The sequence below is a fragment of the Winogradskyella haliclonae genome (assembly GCF_014635865.1).
Taxonomy (GTDB): domain Bacteria; phylum Bacteroidota; class Bacteroidia; order Flavobacteriales; family Flavobacteriaceae; genus Winogradskyella; species Winogradskyella haliclonae.
On sequence record NZ_BMDQ01000002.1, the window covers coordinates 196687 to 216866 of the forward strand.

10 protein-coding genes are annotated in these 20180 nt (G+C 34.2%); 3 read left to right on the forward strand and 7 right to left on the reverse strand.

The features are described 5' to 3' along the window. Nucleotides 1-60: 60 nt before the first annotated feature. The 3 genes from IEV10_RS08955 (at nt 61) to IEV10_RS08965 (ending at nt 2852) form a co-directional block, all read left to right on the forward strand. Complete coding sequence (locus IEV10_RS08955) at nt 61-696, forward strand: peroxiredoxin-like family protein (RefSeq protein WP_188374375.1); 636 nt, start codon at nt 61-63, stop codon at nt 694-696. A gap of 89 nt (nt 697-785) precedes the next feature. After that, the gene (locus tag IEV10_RS08960; RefSeq protein WP_188374376.1) at nt 786-1370 is read left to right on the forward strand and encodes a DUF4251 domain-containing protein; all 585 of its coding nucleotides are present in this window, start codon (nt 786-788) and stop codon (nt 1368-1370) included. A gap of 90 nt (nt 1371-1460) precedes the next feature. Continuing rightward, nucleotides 1461-2852, forward strand: a complete 1392-nt coding sequence (locus tag IEV10_RS08965) for a DUF3179 domain-containing protein (protein ID WP_188374377.1) — start codon at nt 1461-1463, stop codon at nt 2850-2852. Nucleotide 2853: 1 nt separating this feature from the next. Here IEV10_RS08965 and IEV10_RS08970 read toward each other — a convergent pair whose 3' ends face one another. The 7 genes from IEV10_RS08970 to IEV10_RS09000 form a co-directional block, all read right to left on the reverse strand. Further along, nucleotides 2854-3747, reverse strand: coding sequence for a LamG-like jellyroll fold domain-containing protein (locus IEV10_RS08970; protein WP_188374378.1), 894 nt, complete (start codon nt 3745-3747; stop codon nt 2854-2856). A 14-nt stretch (nt 3748-3761) separates the two neighbouring features. After that, on the reverse strand, nt 3762-5945 hold the full coding sequence (locus IEV10_RS08975; RefSeq protein ID WP_188374379.1) for an acylase: 2184 nt from the start codon (nt 5943-5945) through the stop codon (nt 3762-3764). 61 nt (nt 5946-6006) lie between these two features. Continuing rightward, nucleotides 6007-6933, reverse strand: a complete 927-nt coding sequence (locus IEV10_RS08980; protein ID WP_188374380.1) for a peptidoglycan DD-metalloendopeptidase family protein — start codon at nt 6931-6933, stop codon at nt 6007-6009. 96 nt (nt 6934-7029) lie between these two features. Continuing rightward, nucleotides 7030-8016: a PorP/SprF family type IX secretion system membrane protein gene (locus tag IEV10_RS08985; RefSeq protein WP_188374381.1), complete on the reverse strand. Its 987-nt coding sequence runs from the start codon at nt 8014-8016 to the stop codon at nt 7030-7032. A 26-nt stretch (nt 8017-8042) separates the two neighbouring features. Further along, entirely contained in the window at nt 8043-16259 is an 8217-nt protein-coding gene (locus tag IEV10_RS08990) for a T9SS type B sorting domain-containing protein (RefSeq protein WP_188374382.1), read from the reverse strand. A 74-nt stretch (nt 16260-16333) separates the two neighbouring features. Next, a complete protein-coding gene (locus IEV10_RS08995; protein WP_188374383.1) occupies nt 16334-18694 on the reverse strand; it encodes a PorP/SprF family type IX secretion system membrane protein in 2361 nt (786 codons plus the stop codon). Between the two features lies 1 nt (nt 18695). Beyond that, complete coding sequence (locus IEV10_RS09000) at nt 18696-20162, reverse strand: T9SS type B sorting domain-containing protein (protein WP_188374384.1); 1467 nt, start codon at nt 20160-20162, stop codon at nt 18696-18698. Between the last annotated feature and the right edge of the window lie 18 nt (nt 20163-20180).

The following is a 20180-nucleotide window of genomic DNA, read 5'->3' on the forward strand; positions in this document are numbered from 1 at the left end:
CGTAATAACAAACTGTAAGGTGTTTAGTTATTTCCTGACTTAGTGTAAAAATAATTATAAATGAACCTTACGGAACAATTACAGGAACTTGCAGATAATAGTGTAAAACGTCACCCAGGCGAAGCACAGATTATTATGAAATCAGCCATAGAAGATTTAATTGCATCTTCCATCTTAGAAAATGCATCAAAAACTGGTGATAAAATTCCAAACGCAACTTTACCAAACGCAAAAGGAGAATCGATTGCTTTATTTGATTTATTAGATAATAGCAGAGTAGTACTCACGTTTTATCGTGGAGGCTGGTGTCCATATTGCAATCTAGAGCTAAGAGCATACCAAAACAAACTAGAAGCTATAAAATCTAAAGGGACAGAACTTATCGCTATAAGTCCAGAAACTCCTGATAATTCATTATCTACCTCTGAAAAGAATAACCTCAGCTTTGAAGTGCTTTCAGATATTAATAATGAATTTGCTAAGCAGTTAGGTTTGGTATTTCAATTACCAGAATCACTTCAAGAATTGTATAAAAAATTCGGGATTAGCCTTGATGAAAATCAAGAAAATAGCCATCAAGAATTGCCAATTGCAGCGACTTATATAATTGAGCAAGATGGTACAATTAGTTATCATTTTTTAGAAGAAGATTATAAGTTAAGAGCAAATCCAGATGAGATTATAGATAAATTATAATTAATTAGTTGATAATTAAAGGTTAAAATCTTTTTTTTAATAGTTATCGGTATAATTTTTGATTAACTTTAAAATATAAATACTTAACTATGAAAAAGTTATTCTTCATATTAATCTTAATTATATTCACTTTTAATATTAGTTTTTCTCAGACACAAGCAGAAGTAAAACAGGATAAAAAGGAGATTATAGAAGCTCAGTTTAATGAAATTAAAGCGTTAATTGAATCTGGAAATTTTCAATTTGAAGCACTATGGGCTAATCCTCTTGGAAATGATATTGCGACTATAGGTCAGAGTTTGCTAGGAAGCCAAGGTGTTTTCCAAGGTAATAGAGTTAATCTAGTTGGCAACGACAACTTTGTAAAAATAGAGAATAAAAACTCTGATATTTATTTGCCATATTTTGGACGTGTGTTTTTTCCGAAACGAATCACTAATGAAAGTGGTATACATTACAAAGGTGAAATAGAGAATTACAAAGTAGGATATAATGAAAAGAAAAAGGTAATTACTGTTAAGTTTACTGCTAATTCTCAAGGAGATTTTTTAAGGTTTAATTATAGAATTACTGCTCTAGGTGCAACACGATTAACTGTAACTAGTACTAATAGACAAACTATTTCATATGATGGCAAGATAACTCAGGGCAGTATCGAAATTACAAAAAACTAATCCGTTTAGAAGTCTATAATTTAGTATAGTTTTAATATTAATTTGTGTCATTTAAAGTCAATCTTTTCGACTTAATGGTAAATTATTGCCATGAAAATTTCGTTATCCAGATATAAATTAATCTTGATTGTATTTACATTTTTATTTTCTTTTTTATTGCTTGGCCAAACTGAGCCAAATACTATAACTCAAGAAGATATAGAGTTTTCTAATTTTGTGAGCCTAGTTTCGTCAAACGATAAACAAGTACATAAAAATGCTATATCCTTTCTGACTAAAAATTGGAAACCCGAATTTGAAATTATCATCTTAGAAATTTTTTATTTCTCTCAGGACTTTGAGCTAAATCAATTACTACTAAAATTAATTAAAGCAAAAACTGGTAAACGTTATGGTTTAGATGTTAATAAATGGTATGAAGATTTATGGTCAAAGCCTCAACGTTTAACACCATATTACCACAAATTTAAAGCACAATTACATGGACTAATTGATAGGCGTTTCACAACATATTTTTATAACAGACAGAATACAGCAAAAATAAGATTAGATGAGGTAAGGTGGGGTGGTGTAAAACAAGATGGTATCCAACCATTGCGAAATCCAGAGATGATTTTGGCTAATGAAGCTGACTATTTAGATGATGATAATATTGTATTTGGGATAGAAATTGATGGCGATTTTAGGGCTTATCCAAAACGTATCTTAGCTTGGCACGAGATGTTTACAGATACTATTAGTGATGTCCCTGTAGCAGGTGTATATTGTACACTATGTGGCACGGTAATATTATACAAAACTGAGTTTCAAGGAAAAAAATATGATTTAGGGACAAGTGGATTTTTGTATCGCTCAAATAAGTTAATGTATGATAAAGCGACACAATCGTTATGGAATACGATTTGGGGAAAACCTGTTGTTGGACCATTAGTTGACAAAGGCATAGAATTAGACTATTTAAGTGTAGTAACAACAACATGGGGAGAATGGAAATCTAGGCACCCTGAAACCACAGTTCTTAGCTTAAGAACTGGGCACACTAGAAATTATAACGAAGGAATCGCTTATAAAGATTATTTCTCTACAGATGATGTTATGTTTAATGTACCTAATCTTGATAAAAGGCTAAAAAATAAGCAGTTAATACTAGCTATTAAACTTCCTGAAATTACAGATGAGACAATTGCAATTTCATCAAAATTTTTAAGCAAGAATATCATTTATTATAATGAATTAGCTGAGCAACAATTCGTAGTATTAACAGATGTTTCTGGTGCAAATCGAGTGTACTTTTCTAAAGGAGTTGAATTTGAATATTATGACCAAAAAACGACTCTAAGAGATAAATCAGGAACTAAATGGATGCTTTACGAAAATTTTATAAAATCTGATTCAGGGAAAATTATAAAGCGCCTGCATTCCTTTAATGCATTTTGGTTTGGCTGGAAAGCAGCACACCCTAATACCAAACTTATAAAATAGTTTATTTTACAATAGCACTAATAGGCGTTTTAGAGTTATATAAGACTTTTATTTCATTTTTAGAAAGCACTTTATTAAAAATAGATAGTTCATCCATAAGACCAATATAGCTTAATCCTAAAAGAATATTTGAGTTCTCTATTTCCCATGTAAATGGATCTTTTATTGACGTTTTAGAACCCGCACTTTCCCCATTTATAAATAATTCTGTTTTCCCATTTGCTGTATTTAATTCAGAAAAATTAATAACAATATGTGTCCATTTTCCAGTACTAAAAGGTGGGCTTTTAACTGGAATTAATTGTGATATAAAATTAGGGTTTTCATTATCTGGCCCTTCAGGATTTGGGTTCCATGAATCACGATCTCCAATAACTCCCAACCTAAAATCTCTTGGATTTTCTTTTGTAAAATCTACCCATATTCCGGCATCATTATAGCCAGAATCTGTAATCTGTATTGGGTCACAATATCCTGGTTTTAAATCTGTATTTGGGTCTAGACTTAACCAAAAAGAAATTGAACTATCCCAATCAGTTGTAGAATAAGCAATATTGTTTAAACTTTTGTAAAACACGTAGCCTTTAGTTTTATCCTTGAATTGAAGTGCATCTCCGTACTTACCTATAGTTTTAGCGATATTAACACTGTCTTTATATAGACCTATTCTTGCAGAATCTAACGATTTACGATTCATTACAGAATAGAGTCTGTCATCGCCTTTTGCAAAATCAGCATTAATACCATTATCAAAAGAGGCATATAGAGTTAAAGCAGATTTAAGTGCCAATTGCTCTTTGTTAATGTTAGACACTTCTGTTTTTTCTTCAATAGTTTTCTCTTTGCAAGAACTAAGTAGTGTTAATAATAGTAATAACTGTATAGAGTATCTCATGGTGCATTTATTGATTATTGTCTTTGACCTGGTTTATAAGTTTCTTCTGCCACCTTTAAAACATCTTCTTTATAGTATGGCGCGTCTTTAAATTTTATATCAGCATAAGCTTGAGCTTGATCATTAAAATGTGGTGAATCTATATCACTACTTTGCCCACCTGCCAACATTGTTTTGGCTTTTACTTTATCCCCAAATTCTACGACCGCAACAAAACTATTACCGCGCGTACCATATATTTTTTTAGCTTCTGGATTGGTGTAACTCACACCATAAGCAGCTAAGGCACCCCAACGACCCGAAGCAAACCCAACCGGAATACTTGGCTCATTATCATCAAACTTTTGTTTGATGTCACTGTTAAGCCTTTGATAACGATTAACTTCTCCCCAAGGTAGATTCCACGTACCAAAGGTTTTATTTAAATAGTTTATAACACGTTCAAAGATTAAAACGCGTTCTATTTCTGGAGACTCATGACCAAAATAGTTAAGTGTTTCCATTGATGACATGGCTTTTGGACGTTTTCCATTTCTTAGAATTGCTAGTCCATAATAATGTGCCAATGTCATGGCTACAGATTCTTTAGAAGACATGTAATCCCATTTATTTAATAAGTCTATTGCTTCTTGATATTCTAAATTTTTGTCTTCTTGTTTATAATAAGCTTTGACAAGACCTGGAAGTAAAGCTTGAAAGGCTGGTAAGTATTGATCATGTGCCATTTTAATTACAGAGTCTAAGGTGTAATCTTTGTTATTGGTCAATAAATTTATGGCATGAACACCTCTGAAGTTTTCACGATTTAGTGACATATAACTTGGGTAGTCTTCAACTTTAGGACTATTCTCTGCAGCAGCTGTAAATGGTGTAGAATTACAATTTTGAAGCCAGCCATTTTTTGGGTTTAATAATGTAATATGTTCATTCACCTCATGCAATCCTTGCCAATCTGTTTTAGGATCACTACCATCAACAGGTTCTTTATAATTATAGCTGATATCCCGTTTTGGAATAAAATTACCATGGAAATATGCAATATTACCTTCGGCATCAGCGTAAACTGTATTGTTAGATGAGTTTGTCTTTATATCCATCATATTTCTAAAACCATTATAACCATCTTGCTTAGTTCTAATATATGATTGTTCTAATGCTTTTACTGGTTCCCACATCATAGCAGTCGCTATCCATTTACCATTTTTACTTTGAGTTACTGGTCCATGATGCGTTCTGTAGAATGGAAAAGTTTTAGTCTTAATAGAATCATCGTCTTTATATTTAAGCATTGTCTGAAAAGATTTGACCTCTCTCAATTCTTCACCATATCTATACATGAGTTTATCTTCAACTTTTACTATATCTTCTTCAAATTCATCAATGACATCTGTATATGTTGAAGTATGCATCCAACCTGTTTTTTCATTGAAACCTTGGTACACAAAAAACTGACCCCAAGTCACTGCTCCATACGCATTAAGCCCTTCTTCACTAACAACATGCACTTCACCTCGAAAAAAGAATGAGGTGTGAGGATTAATCAATAAAATAGGATTTCCAGATTTTGTCAGCTTTCCTGATATAGCAATACCATTAGATCCTGAAGGCTCAGCTTCCAACTGTTCTTTTTTTGATTTAGTCTCATCGAATAATTTAGAATCTCCACCTTCGTAGAAGGCTTTAATCTTTCTGGTCGAAACACGTTCAATATCACCACCAATAGAGCCTTCAGAAAAGTACATAGGCATCCAAGGCTCAAACTTTGTAAGTAAACGTGGTTTTACCTCTGGATGCGTGTATAGATAATAATTAATCCCATCTGCAAAAGCATTGCACAATTCTTTTAACCAGTCTGGGCTTTTGTTATAGTTTTCTTTTGCTTCATCTATAGTCATAAACATCTTAGCACGTAAATCACTATATATAGCAGATTTGCCTTCAACCTCAGCTAATCGACCTGTAGCCCAAATATAATTTTGCTCAACACGATTAAAATCATCTTCGCATTGTGCATATAACAAACCAAAAACAGCATCTGCATCAGTTTTACCATAAATATGTGGTACTCCAAAATTGTCTCTGATTATAGTAATGTTTTCAGCAATGCTATGCCATCTTTCAATGTCAGTAAGTTCAGATTTTTCCGTTTTACAAGAAAAAAATAGTAGGACAAAGCATAAAATAGAAATGTATCTCATGATGTGTTGAATTTGCAGTGTGAAGTTAGTTGACTTCTGCAACAAATCAAAACATCAAATTTTATAATTCAAGAATGAGTTTTTGCCCAATTCTAAGTGTTGAAGATTTTCTGATTGAATTTGTTCTGCAAATCGCAGCAATAGAGACATTGTTACGCTTCGAAATTCTTGAAAGCGTGTCACCAGACCTTACTACATATACTTTTTTAGTTTTTATTAAACTCGCTAATGCTTGATCTTCAGTTGTATATAATTTTAGTTTGGATTGACGCCTAGAACTATGAAATGATGCACGTGTCCATTCTTTGGTAACCCACAATTCTTTAGCTCTTATTTTATTGTCTTCAGAAAAATCAAAAATATATTCTGGATGTATGTATTGTCCTTTATAACTAGTTACTAAATGCAAATGACTACCAGTAGAACGCCCGGTATTACCTCCTTTACCTATAAATTGTCCTTTAGCAATAGTGTCATTTGGTTTTACATTTATAGATGAAAGATGTGCATATGTTGTCTCTAAGCCATTATAATGCCTTATAACAACAACTTTACCATGCCCACGACTATATCTTGCATAACGTACAACGCCATCAAGAATACTAGAAACACTATCTCCAGTTACTAAATCTATATCTATACCTTGATGTGGTCTACCACGACGCCAGCCATAGCGGGATGTAATTACCTTGTTTTTTGCAATTGGTGAAGCGTAATTAGAATCTTTGAATGTAATCTGCAATGGAAATTTAACCACTTCATTTCGGTACGGATTATAGTTTACAGTATCCCAAAACTCAGTTTTGATATCTACTATATTTTTTTTAATAGTATCTGAATCAACTATAGGAATTATAATTTCTTGACTTGTAACTCCTTTTTTAATTCTTGATTCTACAATTATTTTTAAAGAATCATTGGGTGCATTTTGAGAAAACAATAGAGTAGAAGCTAACAGAAATACAATTGAAGCTAATATAGATTTCATTTGATTAAAAGTGATTGATGCACAAATGTAAACGATATATAAGCTATTGTATTATGAGTTAACTAAAGTTTATCCTAAAAATATTAACATTTAGAATTATTGATATTTCCAATATTCTCTTGCACCAGTGGTACACTCACAATTACTAACACCTTGTAGTAAATCTATACCAATAGTAATACTATGCGTTCCTGAATTATAACCTGCCAAATCATTAACCGTAAATTGGTAAGAATATGCAAAGTAGAATCCTTTTTTCATGACGCCTGCCATAGGACCAATATTTAGAGGTTTTAACAGTTGATCATTTAAAAAACGATAAGAAGCTCCAATCCAATAGTAATCACCATATCTATTTAGTTTTCTATACTTAAAATTAATATCAGTACTAGAGCGACCATCACTATTAAATCGTTGATAAAATACTGAAGGTTCGTATTCTGTCATTCTATCCTGAGAACTTCTCATAACTAGGCCACTAAACAACTGAAAATTAGTCAAGCTATTTGGCTCTAATCCTGTAAAGGGGTTTACATCTTTTTCTAAAATGTTATTTACATTAAAACTGAGATAAAAATTATTGTATCGATATAAAAACCCTGCATCAAAATTATTATTAGTTTGTGAGCGATCATCAATAATACTTGGGTCTACAATTGGAATGTCTGGAGTGGCCACAAAGTTTTCGATATCAATACGAAAACTATTAATATTATAAGACAATCCAAGGGATAAGTATTGCTTTGAATTATAGCCTAAGGTTAGATGGTGCGCAAAAGAAAACTTAATACCCTTTTGTCTCGTATTACCATTTTTATCATTGTACATACTTACACCAACACCCGAGCGATTTCCTATTCTCATATCTGCATATAGAGCTTGATTATCTGGTGCACCTTTAATGCCAACCCACTGAGTTAATCCATTAGCTCGAATTCTTACATTATCACCAATGCCAGCAAATGTTGGGGAAATTACAAACTCATTATCAGCAAGGTATTGTGTAAATACAGGTAAATTTAGCTCTTGTGCAGAACTATAAATTGAAAAGGTTAGTAATATATATAGTAGATTTTTTTTCATCTGTTTCTTCTTTAATTAGTTAGGAATTACCTATAAAGGGTGAAATGCCCAACAAATGAGCGTTCAACACTTGAACCATTTGGTCTAACGACGTACCAATAATCTCCTGTTGGTAATTCTGAGCCATTATAACGTCCATCCCAATATTCGCCTACACGATAAGTGGCCACTTTACGACCATATCTGTCAAAAATGTCAAACTCTAAATTTGGATAATTGTCTACACATCCTGGAGCCCAAGTGTCTGTAGTTCCATCACCGTTTGGTGTGAAATAATTAGGCACACAGATGTCAACAAACTCAAGTTCTACTTGAGCAATAGCTGTACAACCATTTGTATCTGTTACGGTTATAATATATATTCCTGACTGAGTAATTGTATATGTATTTTCTGCACCATAGTCTTCTTCATTAAATGTATATGTATAACTTCCTGTACCTCCGCCACCTTGAGCAACAATTTCATTTAATTCACCTTCTGATAGTGTAAGTGTTACTGGGTCATAATCTGACATGTCGAATAACTCGGTAGTTTGAATACAGCCATTACTGTGTCTAACGTTAATGTAATTATCAGTTCCTACAGGGATATTTGTAAAAATATTACTTGCTTGGTATGGTCCTCCGTTTAATGAGTAATCAAGTTCAGATAAATCAGTAATAGAGTCATCAACAGTTACTGTTACAGTATTTGTCTGCGCGTTTTGATCACAATCGTACGATAATTCTATTTCTGGATTAATTCTAACAGATGGGGGAAAAGTAATATTCCATTCAGATTCGCAGCCTTCAGCATCTCTAACATAGACAATATGATCTCCGCCACTTAAATCTGTAAAATCAAATTGGGTTTGACCAACGAGACCTGTTGTATATGGACCATCATAATTATCTAAACTCACACTGTATGGTGTTGTACCACCTGATATATCTATACTAAATTCACCATCTAAATCACCGTCACAAACCTCAGGTAAAATTGAATTGGGCACTATACTCAATAATACCTGCACAGGTTCAGTGACAGTTTCAGTAAAAGTCAAATAACATCCTAGTTCGTCTTGAACTATAATATCATATTCGCCTGGTTCTAAATTTTCAAAAAGGTTAGTATCAAAAAATTGGTTTAATTGAGGTGAAATAGCATACTTGATGGTTCCTGTCCCGCCAGTAGCATTAACTAAAATTGAACCATTATCTGTTCCAGCACATTGTACATTAGTCACACTCAATGTAGCTTCAAGAACTGTTGAAGGTTCAGTAATAGGAATTGTAGATGATATTGCGTTACAATCACCACTTTCAACAGAAACTACATAATTACCAGCTATAAGCTCTGTAAAATAACCTGGTGTATTTTGTGTCGCATTTATTGTGTTTCCAGATGTGTCTTGTAGCGTGTAAATATAATTTCCTAGACCACCAGTTGCAGTAGCCGTAATACTTCCTGTATTATCACCAGCACAATTAATCGTTGGGTTTACTGAGTCTAAACTAATTGCTAAATCTGGCAACGGGTCTATAGTAATATCATTTGACACGATTGCAATACAATTATTTACATCTCTAACATAGTATGAATATGTACCAACAGGAACATTAAAAGTTGTAGATGAGTTAAACGTTCCTAATACTGTTGCAAAATTACTATCCGCACTATAGGAGTATGGCGCATTACCACCAGTTGCATTAAGTGTTAATGCAGATTCTGTGAAACAGGTTTGAGAAGATGCTTTTACTAAATTAGCGCTTATAGGTGTTGGTTCTGAAATTGAAATATCTATAGATATCATTTCACAATCAAAGCCATCATTAATTACAACTTGATATATTCCGGCTGCTAGTCCATCAAATACATTTGATGTTTGAGGACCAGATGAAGCTACAATTGGAGAAATTGTATTTAAAGTGTATGTATAATTGTTTCCTTGACCACCAGTGACATTAGTAATTGTGATACTCCCATTTGAATCTCCAAAACAAACTAGCATATTTGTACTAGGTGTAAAAATAGCATCAATTGGAGTAGGCTCGTCTAGTCTTATAGTTTCAGAAACGATGCAACCTTCTGCATCTCTAACATTAACAGTATAATCACCAGCAGATAAATCTGTAAATGTTCCGTTTGATGAAAAAGGAACTGTTGCATCTCCAGTTAATTCATATTGATAATCTCCCCAACCACCTGTTGCAATTGCAGTTATAGTTCCAACATTATTGTTACAGGTTACGTTAGATGTTTCTGTAACATCTAATAATAACTCTTCAAGTGGGGAACCTATTATGACATCCGAAGTTGATGAACAGAATGGGCTTTGAGTTTCAGTTATAATTACCGTATAAGTTCCAGAAGTAAGACTACTAACTGTTAATGGATTTGTACTAGTATTCGCGGAAACAACTCCAAAAACAGAAGTATTTGTACTATCAATAACTTCGTATGTGTATGTGCCTGAATAATTTGTAACATCGATATCAAAGCTTCCTGTATTATCTCCAAAACATGTTACAAAGTTTGGTGTTAAATCGAAAGTAGGAGCAATAGCTTCTGGTAGAGATACAGAAACCTCTTCAGTACAACCAGTAATGTTATCCGTAATTGTGATATCGTATAATCCAGAAGGGAGACCGGAAATGGTGTTTCCTGCTATAGTAATTGATGGGTTATTTGGTAAAATACTATATGTGTAGGTGCCAGAACCACCAGAAGGTGAAAGTGTAATTACGCCATCATCATTATTACAAGTTGGCAATGCCGTTACATCTGGTGTTATAGTTAAGATTGGTAAAATATCTACTGAAACTAAGTTTCCACAACCATTTGCATCGTTGATTTCTACGGTATGATTTCCTGATGCTAGATTTGAAATTGTGAAAGGGAAACTTTGTGTTTGAAATGCACCTCCATCGATACTAATACTATAAGGCACAACTCCAACTGATGCCAAATTCACATCAATTTGAAACGTTCCATCAATGTCTAAACAATCATCATTAACAACAGCTGTAATTACTGGCGAATCATCCATTGGTAATATTGTAGCTGGACTTGTAATAATACAGCCATATGCATCTAATACATGTACATAGTATGTATTTGCATCTAAATTAAATGTACTTGCGGAGCCCCATCCCGCATCAGTAGCCAATGGCGCAGCTGGTGTTGTTGTAATTTGATATTGATAGGGTGCAGTACCATTTTCGGCAACTGCAGAAACAACTCCAGAATTTGCATTACAATTAGCGTTTTGATTCACAAAAACAGATACGTCTAAAGGAAATTCTGATTCGGTAATATTAAAAGGAGCAGTGACAATTCCACAACCCGCATTCGGACCTGAAGTTTCTGCTATAGACACAAAATAATTTCCAAATGGTAAAGTTTCGAAATCCGTAACGGTTAAACTTCCATTTGCCGGAACAGTTCCAGTTCCTATTGCACCAACTGGAGTTAAAGATTGTGATTCATAAACTTGGTAACTAACATCAACGTTTGTAGCATATATACTCTCAATAGTAAAAGACACATTACCATCTGCATTACCTGTACAGGTTATATTATTGCTGTCAAAAGCACTTAAAGTTAAGGTAGAGTTTGTAGGTATAGATGCCGTAGAAGTTTCGTAGTATGTACAGTTAGTAGCGCTATCATATACAACGAATGTGTATTGCACTCCAGGAATTAATCCAGTAAATATAGTAGAAGCACTGCCTGCTGGATTCTCTGCCAACCAATTTGGATCACCTACAGAATAGGGTACAAAAGGCTCTTGATAAATCGAAAACCAAAAAGGACCCGAACTACTTAGTGCAGAGCTTACTGCTATTACTGCTTCACCGCCTGTAGAACAATTAACAGTTGGTGTAATGGTTATGTCTAAATCTGATGGAGGTGAAGCCACTAAAACATCCTGAATTAGTACTGAACATCCATTAACATCTACTACATTGATTTGGTATAATCCAAAGTCAACGACATCAAAACTTACAGATGTCGAACCAGTAGCATTAAGCTCTGAATTGGAATAGCCATTAGTTCCTGTTACAAAGTAATTATAGGGAGCTGTACCACCAGTTACAGAGTTTATGATGACAGAACCTTGTGAAACGCCAGAAGCTGTACACGTAATATCTACTGTACTAGAATTAACAACTATAGCATCAGGTTCAGATATGGTTATAGTCTGAGTATCTGTACAAGAATTGGCGTCAGTAATGGTAACTGTATAATCCCCAGCAGGTAAACTAGTCGTTTGATTGCCATAATCTGTATTTGTGGTGTCATTATTTACATTAATGACAAATGGTGGTGTACCAACTGTATTATCAATTGTTATGTCTAATGCTCCTGTAGCATCGCCATTACAATTTATATTTTGACTTTGCACTACAGCGCTCAATGCAGGAGGCACTATAGGATTTACTGTAATAATTGATGATACTACATTACATCCATTTCCATCAGTAATCTCAAATTGATAATCACCAGCTGTAGATGTAGAATATGCAAAGGTATTTCCTGTACTACCCAAAGAGCTGAATGCAGAACCATTAATTGAAACAGCATAGGTATATGGAGCAGTACCGTTGATGGTTCCTGTAATAACAGCATCTGGACTAGCAGTACAATCTAATCCTTCTGTTAATACAATATTTACAGTAGAAACTGGTAATGGAGCGACTGTATAAGATTCACTATACTCACAATTATTTTCATCTCTTACCTGAAACGTATATGTTCCAGGTTCCAATCCTGGAAACACATTAGATGATTGATAAGGTGTTGCAGCAGATGCTGGCGCTATGATTTGATATTCTAATCCACCTATTCCACCTGTTGTATTTGTAATGCTTATTGTTGTAGTATTTGTTGAACAATCGATTGGAGTGTTACTAAAATCTAAATCAGTAGGAGGATTTAATGGAGGAATTGTGATTTCATTAGTAATAAATGTACAATCATTTAAATCTCTTATAGTTACTGTATATGTACCTTGCCCTAAACCGTTAAATGTATTACCCGGCTGATAGTTTACGCCATCAATACTGTACGAATAAGGTGCTGTTCCTCCTGATACACCTGTAACGGTAATCGTTCCATTACTTGTACAAGTAAAAGGTGCACTCAACTCGGCGGTTCCATCAATTGGTGGGTTTTCATTTATAGTTACAGATTGTGGACTAGTATTACATATAACACCTCCAAAAATATACTCTACAACGACATCATAATTTCCTGCAGATAAACCTGAAAACACAGGAGAATTAGTAAATGTTACACCATTGTCAATGCTGTAACGTATCACATTTCCGTTAGCGTTGTTTACTGTAAAAGTAATGCTCCCATCATCGTTTCCTGGACATAGAATATCTGTTGTATCTACTGTAAAATCAGGAGGTAGTGCTGCATCTACTGTAATTGAGGTAGTAGCGCTACAATTGTTTGCGTCAATAACTGTGATATCATAAGTCCCTGCTACTGTAACTGTATATTCAGGGACAGTTTGGAAATCGGTAGTGCTATTTATAAAATAAAAATAGGGTGCAGTACCGCCTTCAGGATAAATAGTTATTTCACCATCAGAACATGTTAATGGTGTTGTTAAAGCTGCAGTGACGGTCAGTAAAGGAGGCTCTACAATAGTGACATCTTCAGAATAGGTACAGCCATCTTCAGTTGTTGCAGTTACGGTGTATGTTCCTGTATTTAAATTATCAAACAAATAAGTGTTTTCGATAATTGGACCTACACTATTAACTAGTGTTCCTCCTTGATATATTTCAAATGTATATTGTGGCTCAACATCATTTGCGGATATTTGGATACTTCCTTTATCGCCGTTACAAAATGGTTGAGTAACTACTGTAGATACTGTAAAGTCTCGTTCTCTTATTTGTACATCCGGAACTGTAAATACGCAAGGATTTGTATCTATACCTATTTGTCTGATATAAACAGTATATGTTCCTGGAGTAGTAATTGTAAATATATTGCTTGCTTGATAGGATATGCCATCTAAACTGTATTCATATCCAGATGGTACATCATTTACAGTAATGCTTCCTGGTGTTGTACAAATAATGTCCTCAGCAACTACTGAAGGGTTTAATAGATTTTCGTATACATTAAAATAAAACTGAACAAAACAACCCCCTTCATAATTTATGGTTAATCTATATTGCCCTGCAGTATCAGCTACAAAATCAGGTCCTGTAGCGACTTCATTCCAAGTACAGGAATCATCTTCATTAGCACAATCTGTATCTGTTACAGCTGGGCAACTAGTCTCATCTAGCTGTTCCCAAATAATTGAAGATGCCCCAGATATATTCGTATCTATGTTTACAAAATCTTCAGAGCCACATAAATATATGTTTGGTAGCTCTTTACCATCGTTAGGGCAAATAACAACTTCATCAGCAAATGGAATGACTGGATTAGTGGTTGTACCCCCAAAAAGTTGCACATTATACTGTTGTACAATTGATTGACACGGCGCTATTGCATTATTAAACGAATAATATGTTCCTGTAGCACTTACAGTTATGGTTTGCGTATTGCCTATGACTGGTGTTCCAGTTGGGCTAGTAGACCAAGAATATGAATCATATCCATCAGCTGCTGTTAAATCTAATGTAGAACCGCAAAGCACCTGTTCTTGTTCAAAAGTACAATCTAAATTAATTAGAAAGTTAGTAGCTTGAGGCGTTAGCAAACATCCAGTATTACTATCTATACTTGGATCATCAGTAATCTGAAATGTTGGATTAAAAAATCCATTGTATGTTGCAAAGGCTTGGTTATTTATAATATTTGAACAAGCATCAGCTAATTGTTGACAAGAATCAACAGTTTCTACTTCAATTCGTATTTCATAAACTGGGTCATTCTCTTCAACTAGATAATCTTCAACATCAAAAATAAGCTCTCTTGTTGCAGGGTTATAACTATTAACTGTTACACCTGGTGGAAGTATTAAATCGGTTGGATGGTCATAAACGATATTGATTGGAAGGACATCTCTAATTTGGAGATTTGTTGCATTATCATTTCCTGTATTCTGAAAACCAATAACATAATTTAGCGGTGTTGATAAACCAACACCTTGTCCTCCTATATTATTACCAGAATCGTCTTCAACAATTTTTGTAAGCACAATATTTGGCTCAATAATCTCTACGGCAAAGGCAAAGAAATACGGAAAATACGTATCGCCACTTGTTTCTAATCGTATGGTCCCAGATGTAGCATCATTTGCTATAACTGAATTTCCAGGATTTGGAATAGCGATTACTCCAGTATCAAACCCAAGTGTATTTGTACTATTTGGCACTCTATTATTTACTGGTAATGCACTTAATTGAGTAACAGAACTATTAAAAAAGTTTGCAACTGGTCTATCAGCTGTAGATAAACTCGTTCCATTTAATCGTAATCGATCTCCTAAAATGGGACTATCACCTTCAAGAGTTGCAAATGCAAAATTTGCTCTTACTGGTGCTGGTGCAGGAACAGTTCTAAATCCATCAACAGGAATGTCTAAGCTAGGATTGTTACCAGGAACACTAATAGCACTAAAGCCATCAAAACTTGTTATTGATTTCCCAGGTAGCGTTGGATCTTCGTATACTATAAAAAGAGACCATCCCGCCGATTGACCAGTACCATTAAATGGATCAAAATTTGCAGTCTCTCCAACTCCAGAAGATACATTTGCAACAGTATATGTTCCTAAATCAGCGCCAGAGCCATAACTTGTAACTATAGCTGTTACATCAGCAAAGCAGGCATATGAAAAACTATCACCACCATCTACAGATGTGCCGCCAGCATCATAAATTACTGTTCCTGTAATGTCATTATATCCTCCTGTTGGACCTCTGAATCTTACATTGGTAATAGGCTCATTACCTGGATTTACAGCACCCCAATATAAACCTGCGTAAATAATTTCATAGCAATTTGGATTAGGTATTTCTAAATCCGCACTAGAAGAGCTAAAAGTACTTGCATCACCATCAATATCAATATATTGCATATTGACATTATGGTTATATACAGAGTTGTCATTAAAGGCGTTATTATCTGGCCCTAGAATATTGTTACCAATTAATACAATATCACCTTTTAAATCCTGATTAAATCTCGGTGTAAAAGGCACGTAGTTTTGAGCGTAGGAGTGTAGGCCTATAAAAATTGTGATGATTATAGTGGCTATACTAGAAAAAGTAGGTTTTTTCATGATATATAATGTTTGATTATTCTTTACCTATCGGGTTTGGGGCTTAACAGATAAAGAATGCCCTTAATGATATGTTAGTTCTCGATTTTAATGATTGACATGTTACTGTTATATGGTTTAGTGCCCTTTAATTTCAGGTTATTGTTAGCTTCTTGAATGCTTCCAAACTTTTTTGAGTAGATATAATACTTACTCGTATTGACATCATAGAAGAATTCTATATTGCTTAAACCTGATTTTAAAGATTTAGTTATAAATTCATTTCGTTTATCTACATCACTATGTACTGCCAATACAGCATAAAAACCACTATCTACATAATTGATGTTTTTTAATATTTGAATATTGCTTGGTTGTGGTATACCAAAGTCAAAATCAGCCTCTATTAATGGCACATCAGATATAGATGTTGTTGCCTTCAAATTTGTTAAAGTAGCTCTATCTTGTTTGTAACGCTCTTCCTCATTATCAAATTCTGCACGTTTTATACGACGTCTTTTTTCGAACTCGATTGCTAATTGAATATCTCTTAATCTATTTTCTAAATTTGATTTTAGTTCATCAGTCTCTATCTGCTCCGTTTTTAAGCGCTTAATTTCTTTTTTATAGTAAAGCATAACAACCTCATTAACTATTGTATCTGCTTCTCTTAAATCATCATAAAGCTTTTCTAATTCATTAATCTTTAGATTTCTGGAGTCTATAACGTCATCAAGACCGGTCTTAATAGCTTTTAGAGCTTCATTTTCTTTAGTAATACTCTTAAATGGTTTTGGTTTTACTGCAATACCTTGCTCACTTAAATCATTTTCCTCTTTTAAGTTTTTAAGGTTTTCGTTTTTACCGTCCACAGCTTTGTTGTATTGGTTTAATAAGTCTTGTTGCTGCTTCTTTTCTTGTTCAGTTTGCTTTACAAGGTTTTGCATGGACTTACCGAGCTCGTCATCTGGATTAGTTATTAATTCTAATTCTTTTTCTGCTTTAGATTTTTCTTCAGCAATTTTTTGTGCTTCAAGGGCCTCTTGTTCTTTAGCAAGTTTTTCGGCATCTATTTTTGCTTGTTCTTCTGCTAAGCGCTTAGCTTCAATTTCTGCTTGTTCTTTGGCTAATCTATCGGCCTCTAATTTTGCCTTTCTCTCAGCTTCTTTTTTTGCTTTTTGTTCTGCCAATTGTCTAGCTTTGATTTCAGCTTGTTTTTTTGCTAATAATTCTGCATCTCGTTTGGCTTTTTCCTCAGCTAATCGTTTTGCTTCTAACTCGGCTTGTTGTTGAGCGCGTCTTTCAGCATCTTCTTTAGCTTTTAACTCAGCTTGTGCCAATTGTTCAGCTTCCAATTTTGCTTTCTCATCTGCGAGACGTTTGGCTTCAAGAGCTTCAATTTCTGCTTGTCCCTCATTTGTTTTAGCAACTACAGGTTCTTTTGCTTTTCGCTTTGTAGAGGTATATCTTGGATAGGATGGTCTTTTGTATTTCTTAGGTGCAATAAGTGCTGTAACTTCATCTTGACTACTGTAATCAAAAAATCTTTCGTTTTTAAAACGATAGGCCAATGTTATTTCATGAGAGGGTCCAAAATCACTAAAATCACCAAGTGCCATTTCATAATTATATTCAATAGCAATTTCTTCAGTAATATTAAGTCCTATACCTCCAGAAGCCCCATACATTGTGTTATAACCACCTTGAATCCAAAATCCTTTTGGTATACTTAGCATGGCATTTGCAGCAATAATAGTCTCATCTTCTCTAAATTCACTTCGTATTAGCCCCGTAAACTTACTATCATCGAAGAAACCTCTACTGGACATATAACCTGTATACATGACATGACCTTGAATACCTTGGTTAGGCACATCTTGCAATAACTCTGAAGACTGGACATTATATAAAAACAGGTTTTTCACCGAAACTCCAAAGTCTAAAAAGGTAGTACCAAAATTAATGCCTGGATTTACAGAAACTAAAAAATTAGACTCTATATTATCTAATGATGGGTCAGGGAAATTAGTGACTACATTCCCTGAGTTTAGTCCACTACTGTATGCGGCTAAGTTTAGTCCAAACGTTAGATTAGTATCTCGTTCTAATCTTGCATTATATGCAAAGTTTATGACGCCGCCATAAGTTGTTAGGACACCATAATTTTGTTGAAATAAAGTGATACCTGCACCAATATCATCAGTAAAACGACCTGAATATGACACTAAATAGGAGAGAGGTGCATCATTAAATTGTACCCACTCGCGCTTATTGTATGCACTTACAAATTTGTTTTGTTCTCTAACAAAGCTAAATGTTGGATTAATAATATTACGATTAAAAGTCAATGAGTTTCTTATAGGCAACTCAAAAGCAACCACACCATCGCCTCCTTGAGCAGTAATATACTCTAGAAAAAACATACATGCTATAAAGACAAGTAGGTGTGCTTTCATTTTATTTAATAATAGTTATTGATCCTTTTCTGGTATCACCAGTACTGGTAGTGATGATGTAATAAAATACCTGATTTATACTGTTTGAATTTAAATTGTCTATAGGCCAATTGTTTTGGTAATCATTCGTTTGAAACACCTGTTTTCCTTGGCTTGTCAATATTCTTACATTGGTTTCTGTACCACTAACAAATGCTGTTGGAATAACCCAAGTATCATTAATGCCATCTCCATTTGGACTGATTACATTCGGAATATTTGCAACATCTGGAAATGGCTCTGGGGCTTCGGTTACCTCGAAAATAAATTCTCTAGAACCTGTGCAGCCCACAGTTTCAGTAACCACTACTTTATACGTTCCAAATTCTGAAGCTGAATACGTATTTTCATTCTCATCTTCTAATAGTGTGTTATTAAAATACCAGACAAACTCTGGATTATTTGCATTTGTAGTGACTTCTACATCTAAACTGTTGCCTTCTTCAATTTCATTAGTTTCTGAAACATTGGTATCCATTTCAAATAATTGACTTTGTAAAGCAATAGTTCCTGAGGTTTGGCAATCGCCTAGGTCTACTTGCACAGAAAACTCACCAGACTCATTAGTCTGGTACATTTGTGCATTTGCACCTTCAATGAGCTCGCCGTCTTTATACCATTGATAACTCAGTGCACCAATTGTACTTAGTGTTGTTAAACCTTGCTCTGGACAATATGGATTTCCTAAACTAGATACTATAGTTGCATTTGCTTCACCAGTTGTAGCTTCTATAATTTCAACGCGATTTGAAAACGAATCTGAAGTACATGTTCCATAATTTGTTTCTACAAAATAAGTGCCTTCTTCTGAGACAGATAATGTTTCACCAGAACTTATAAATTCTGATGTTGTTGGACTCGTTTCCTTATACCAATTATATGTTAGCGACGGATAATTTAAAGGAGAATCATTTCCGTTAATACCTGGATTATCTATAGTTAGTAGATAAGCGCCGCCAGAGCAATATGCTCCAGAAGACACTAAATTATTTATAGAAAAAGGTGAATCTTGTAATTTATAATAAGCAGCAAAAGCAAATGAACTAGAACTAGTAGCTACTGGCGCCGTACTTTTTATACGTATTTTATAATTCTCACCTGCCGTTGTTGTTGGTAATGAAAAACTAAGCGTTGCTGGAGATTGAGTTACAGTCCCTTCTCCAGAAGTGTGTACTACAGTTGCATTAGAAAAATCTCCATCTGCATCTGACATCTCAACAATAAACTGATTGGTACTTTGCAATCCATTTTCTGGAGAGAATACAAACGTAACATCGTAATAATTAAAAGATTCACTTGCACAGGCTTGACTAAAGCCCAAATTTGGCATACCTATAACTATCTGTGCGTTTAAAAACTGCACAAAGAATAGGGCTATAACGAATAGGCATAGATAGGGTATCTTTATTTTAGCAATTTGGGAGCGCATTGGCTGTAGTTGTAGTTT

Excerpts from the sequence above, each read along its gene's own strand:
- IEV10_RS08960 (WP_188374376.1), top strand. The coding sequence starts at position 786 with ATGAAAAAGTTATTCTTCATATTAATCTTAATTATATTCACTTTTAAT.
- IEV10_RS08955 (WP_188374375.1), top strand. The coding sequence starts at position 61 with ATGAACCTTACGGAACAATTACAGGAACTTGCAGATAATAGTGTAAAA.
- IEV10_RS08975 (WP_188374379.1), bottom strand. The coding sequence starts at position 5,945 with ATGAGATACATTTCTATTTTATGCTTTGTCCTACTATTTTTTTCTTGT.
- IEV10_RS08995 (WP_188374383.1), bottom strand. The coding sequence starts at position 18,694 with ATGAAAGCACACCTACTTGTCTTTATAGCATGTATGTTTTTTCTAGAG.
- IEV10_RS08990 (WP_188374382.1), bottom strand. The coding sequence starts at position 16,259 with ATGAAAAAACCTACTTTTTCTAGTATAGCCACTATAATCATCACAATT.
- IEV10_RS08965 (WP_188374377.1), top strand. The coding sequence starts at position 1,461 with ATGAAAATTTCGTTATCCAGATATAAATTAATCTTGATTGTATTTACA.
- IEV10_RS08985 (WP_188374381.1), bottom strand. The coding sequence starts at position 8,016 with ATGAAAAAAAATCTACTATATATATTACTAACCTTTTCAATTTATAGT.
- IEV10_RS08970 (WP_188374378.1), bottom strand. The coding sequence starts at position 3,747 with ATGAGATACTCTATACAGTTATTACTATTATTAACACTACTTAGTTCT.
- IEV10_RS09000 (WP_188374384.1), bottom strand. The coding sequence starts at position 20,162 with ATGCGCTCCCAAATTGCTAAAATAAAGATACCCTATCTATGCCTATTC.
- IEV10_RS08980 (WP_188374380.1), bottom strand. The coding sequence starts at position 6,933 with ATGAAATCTATATTAGCTTCAATTGTATTTCTGTTAGCTTCTACTCTA.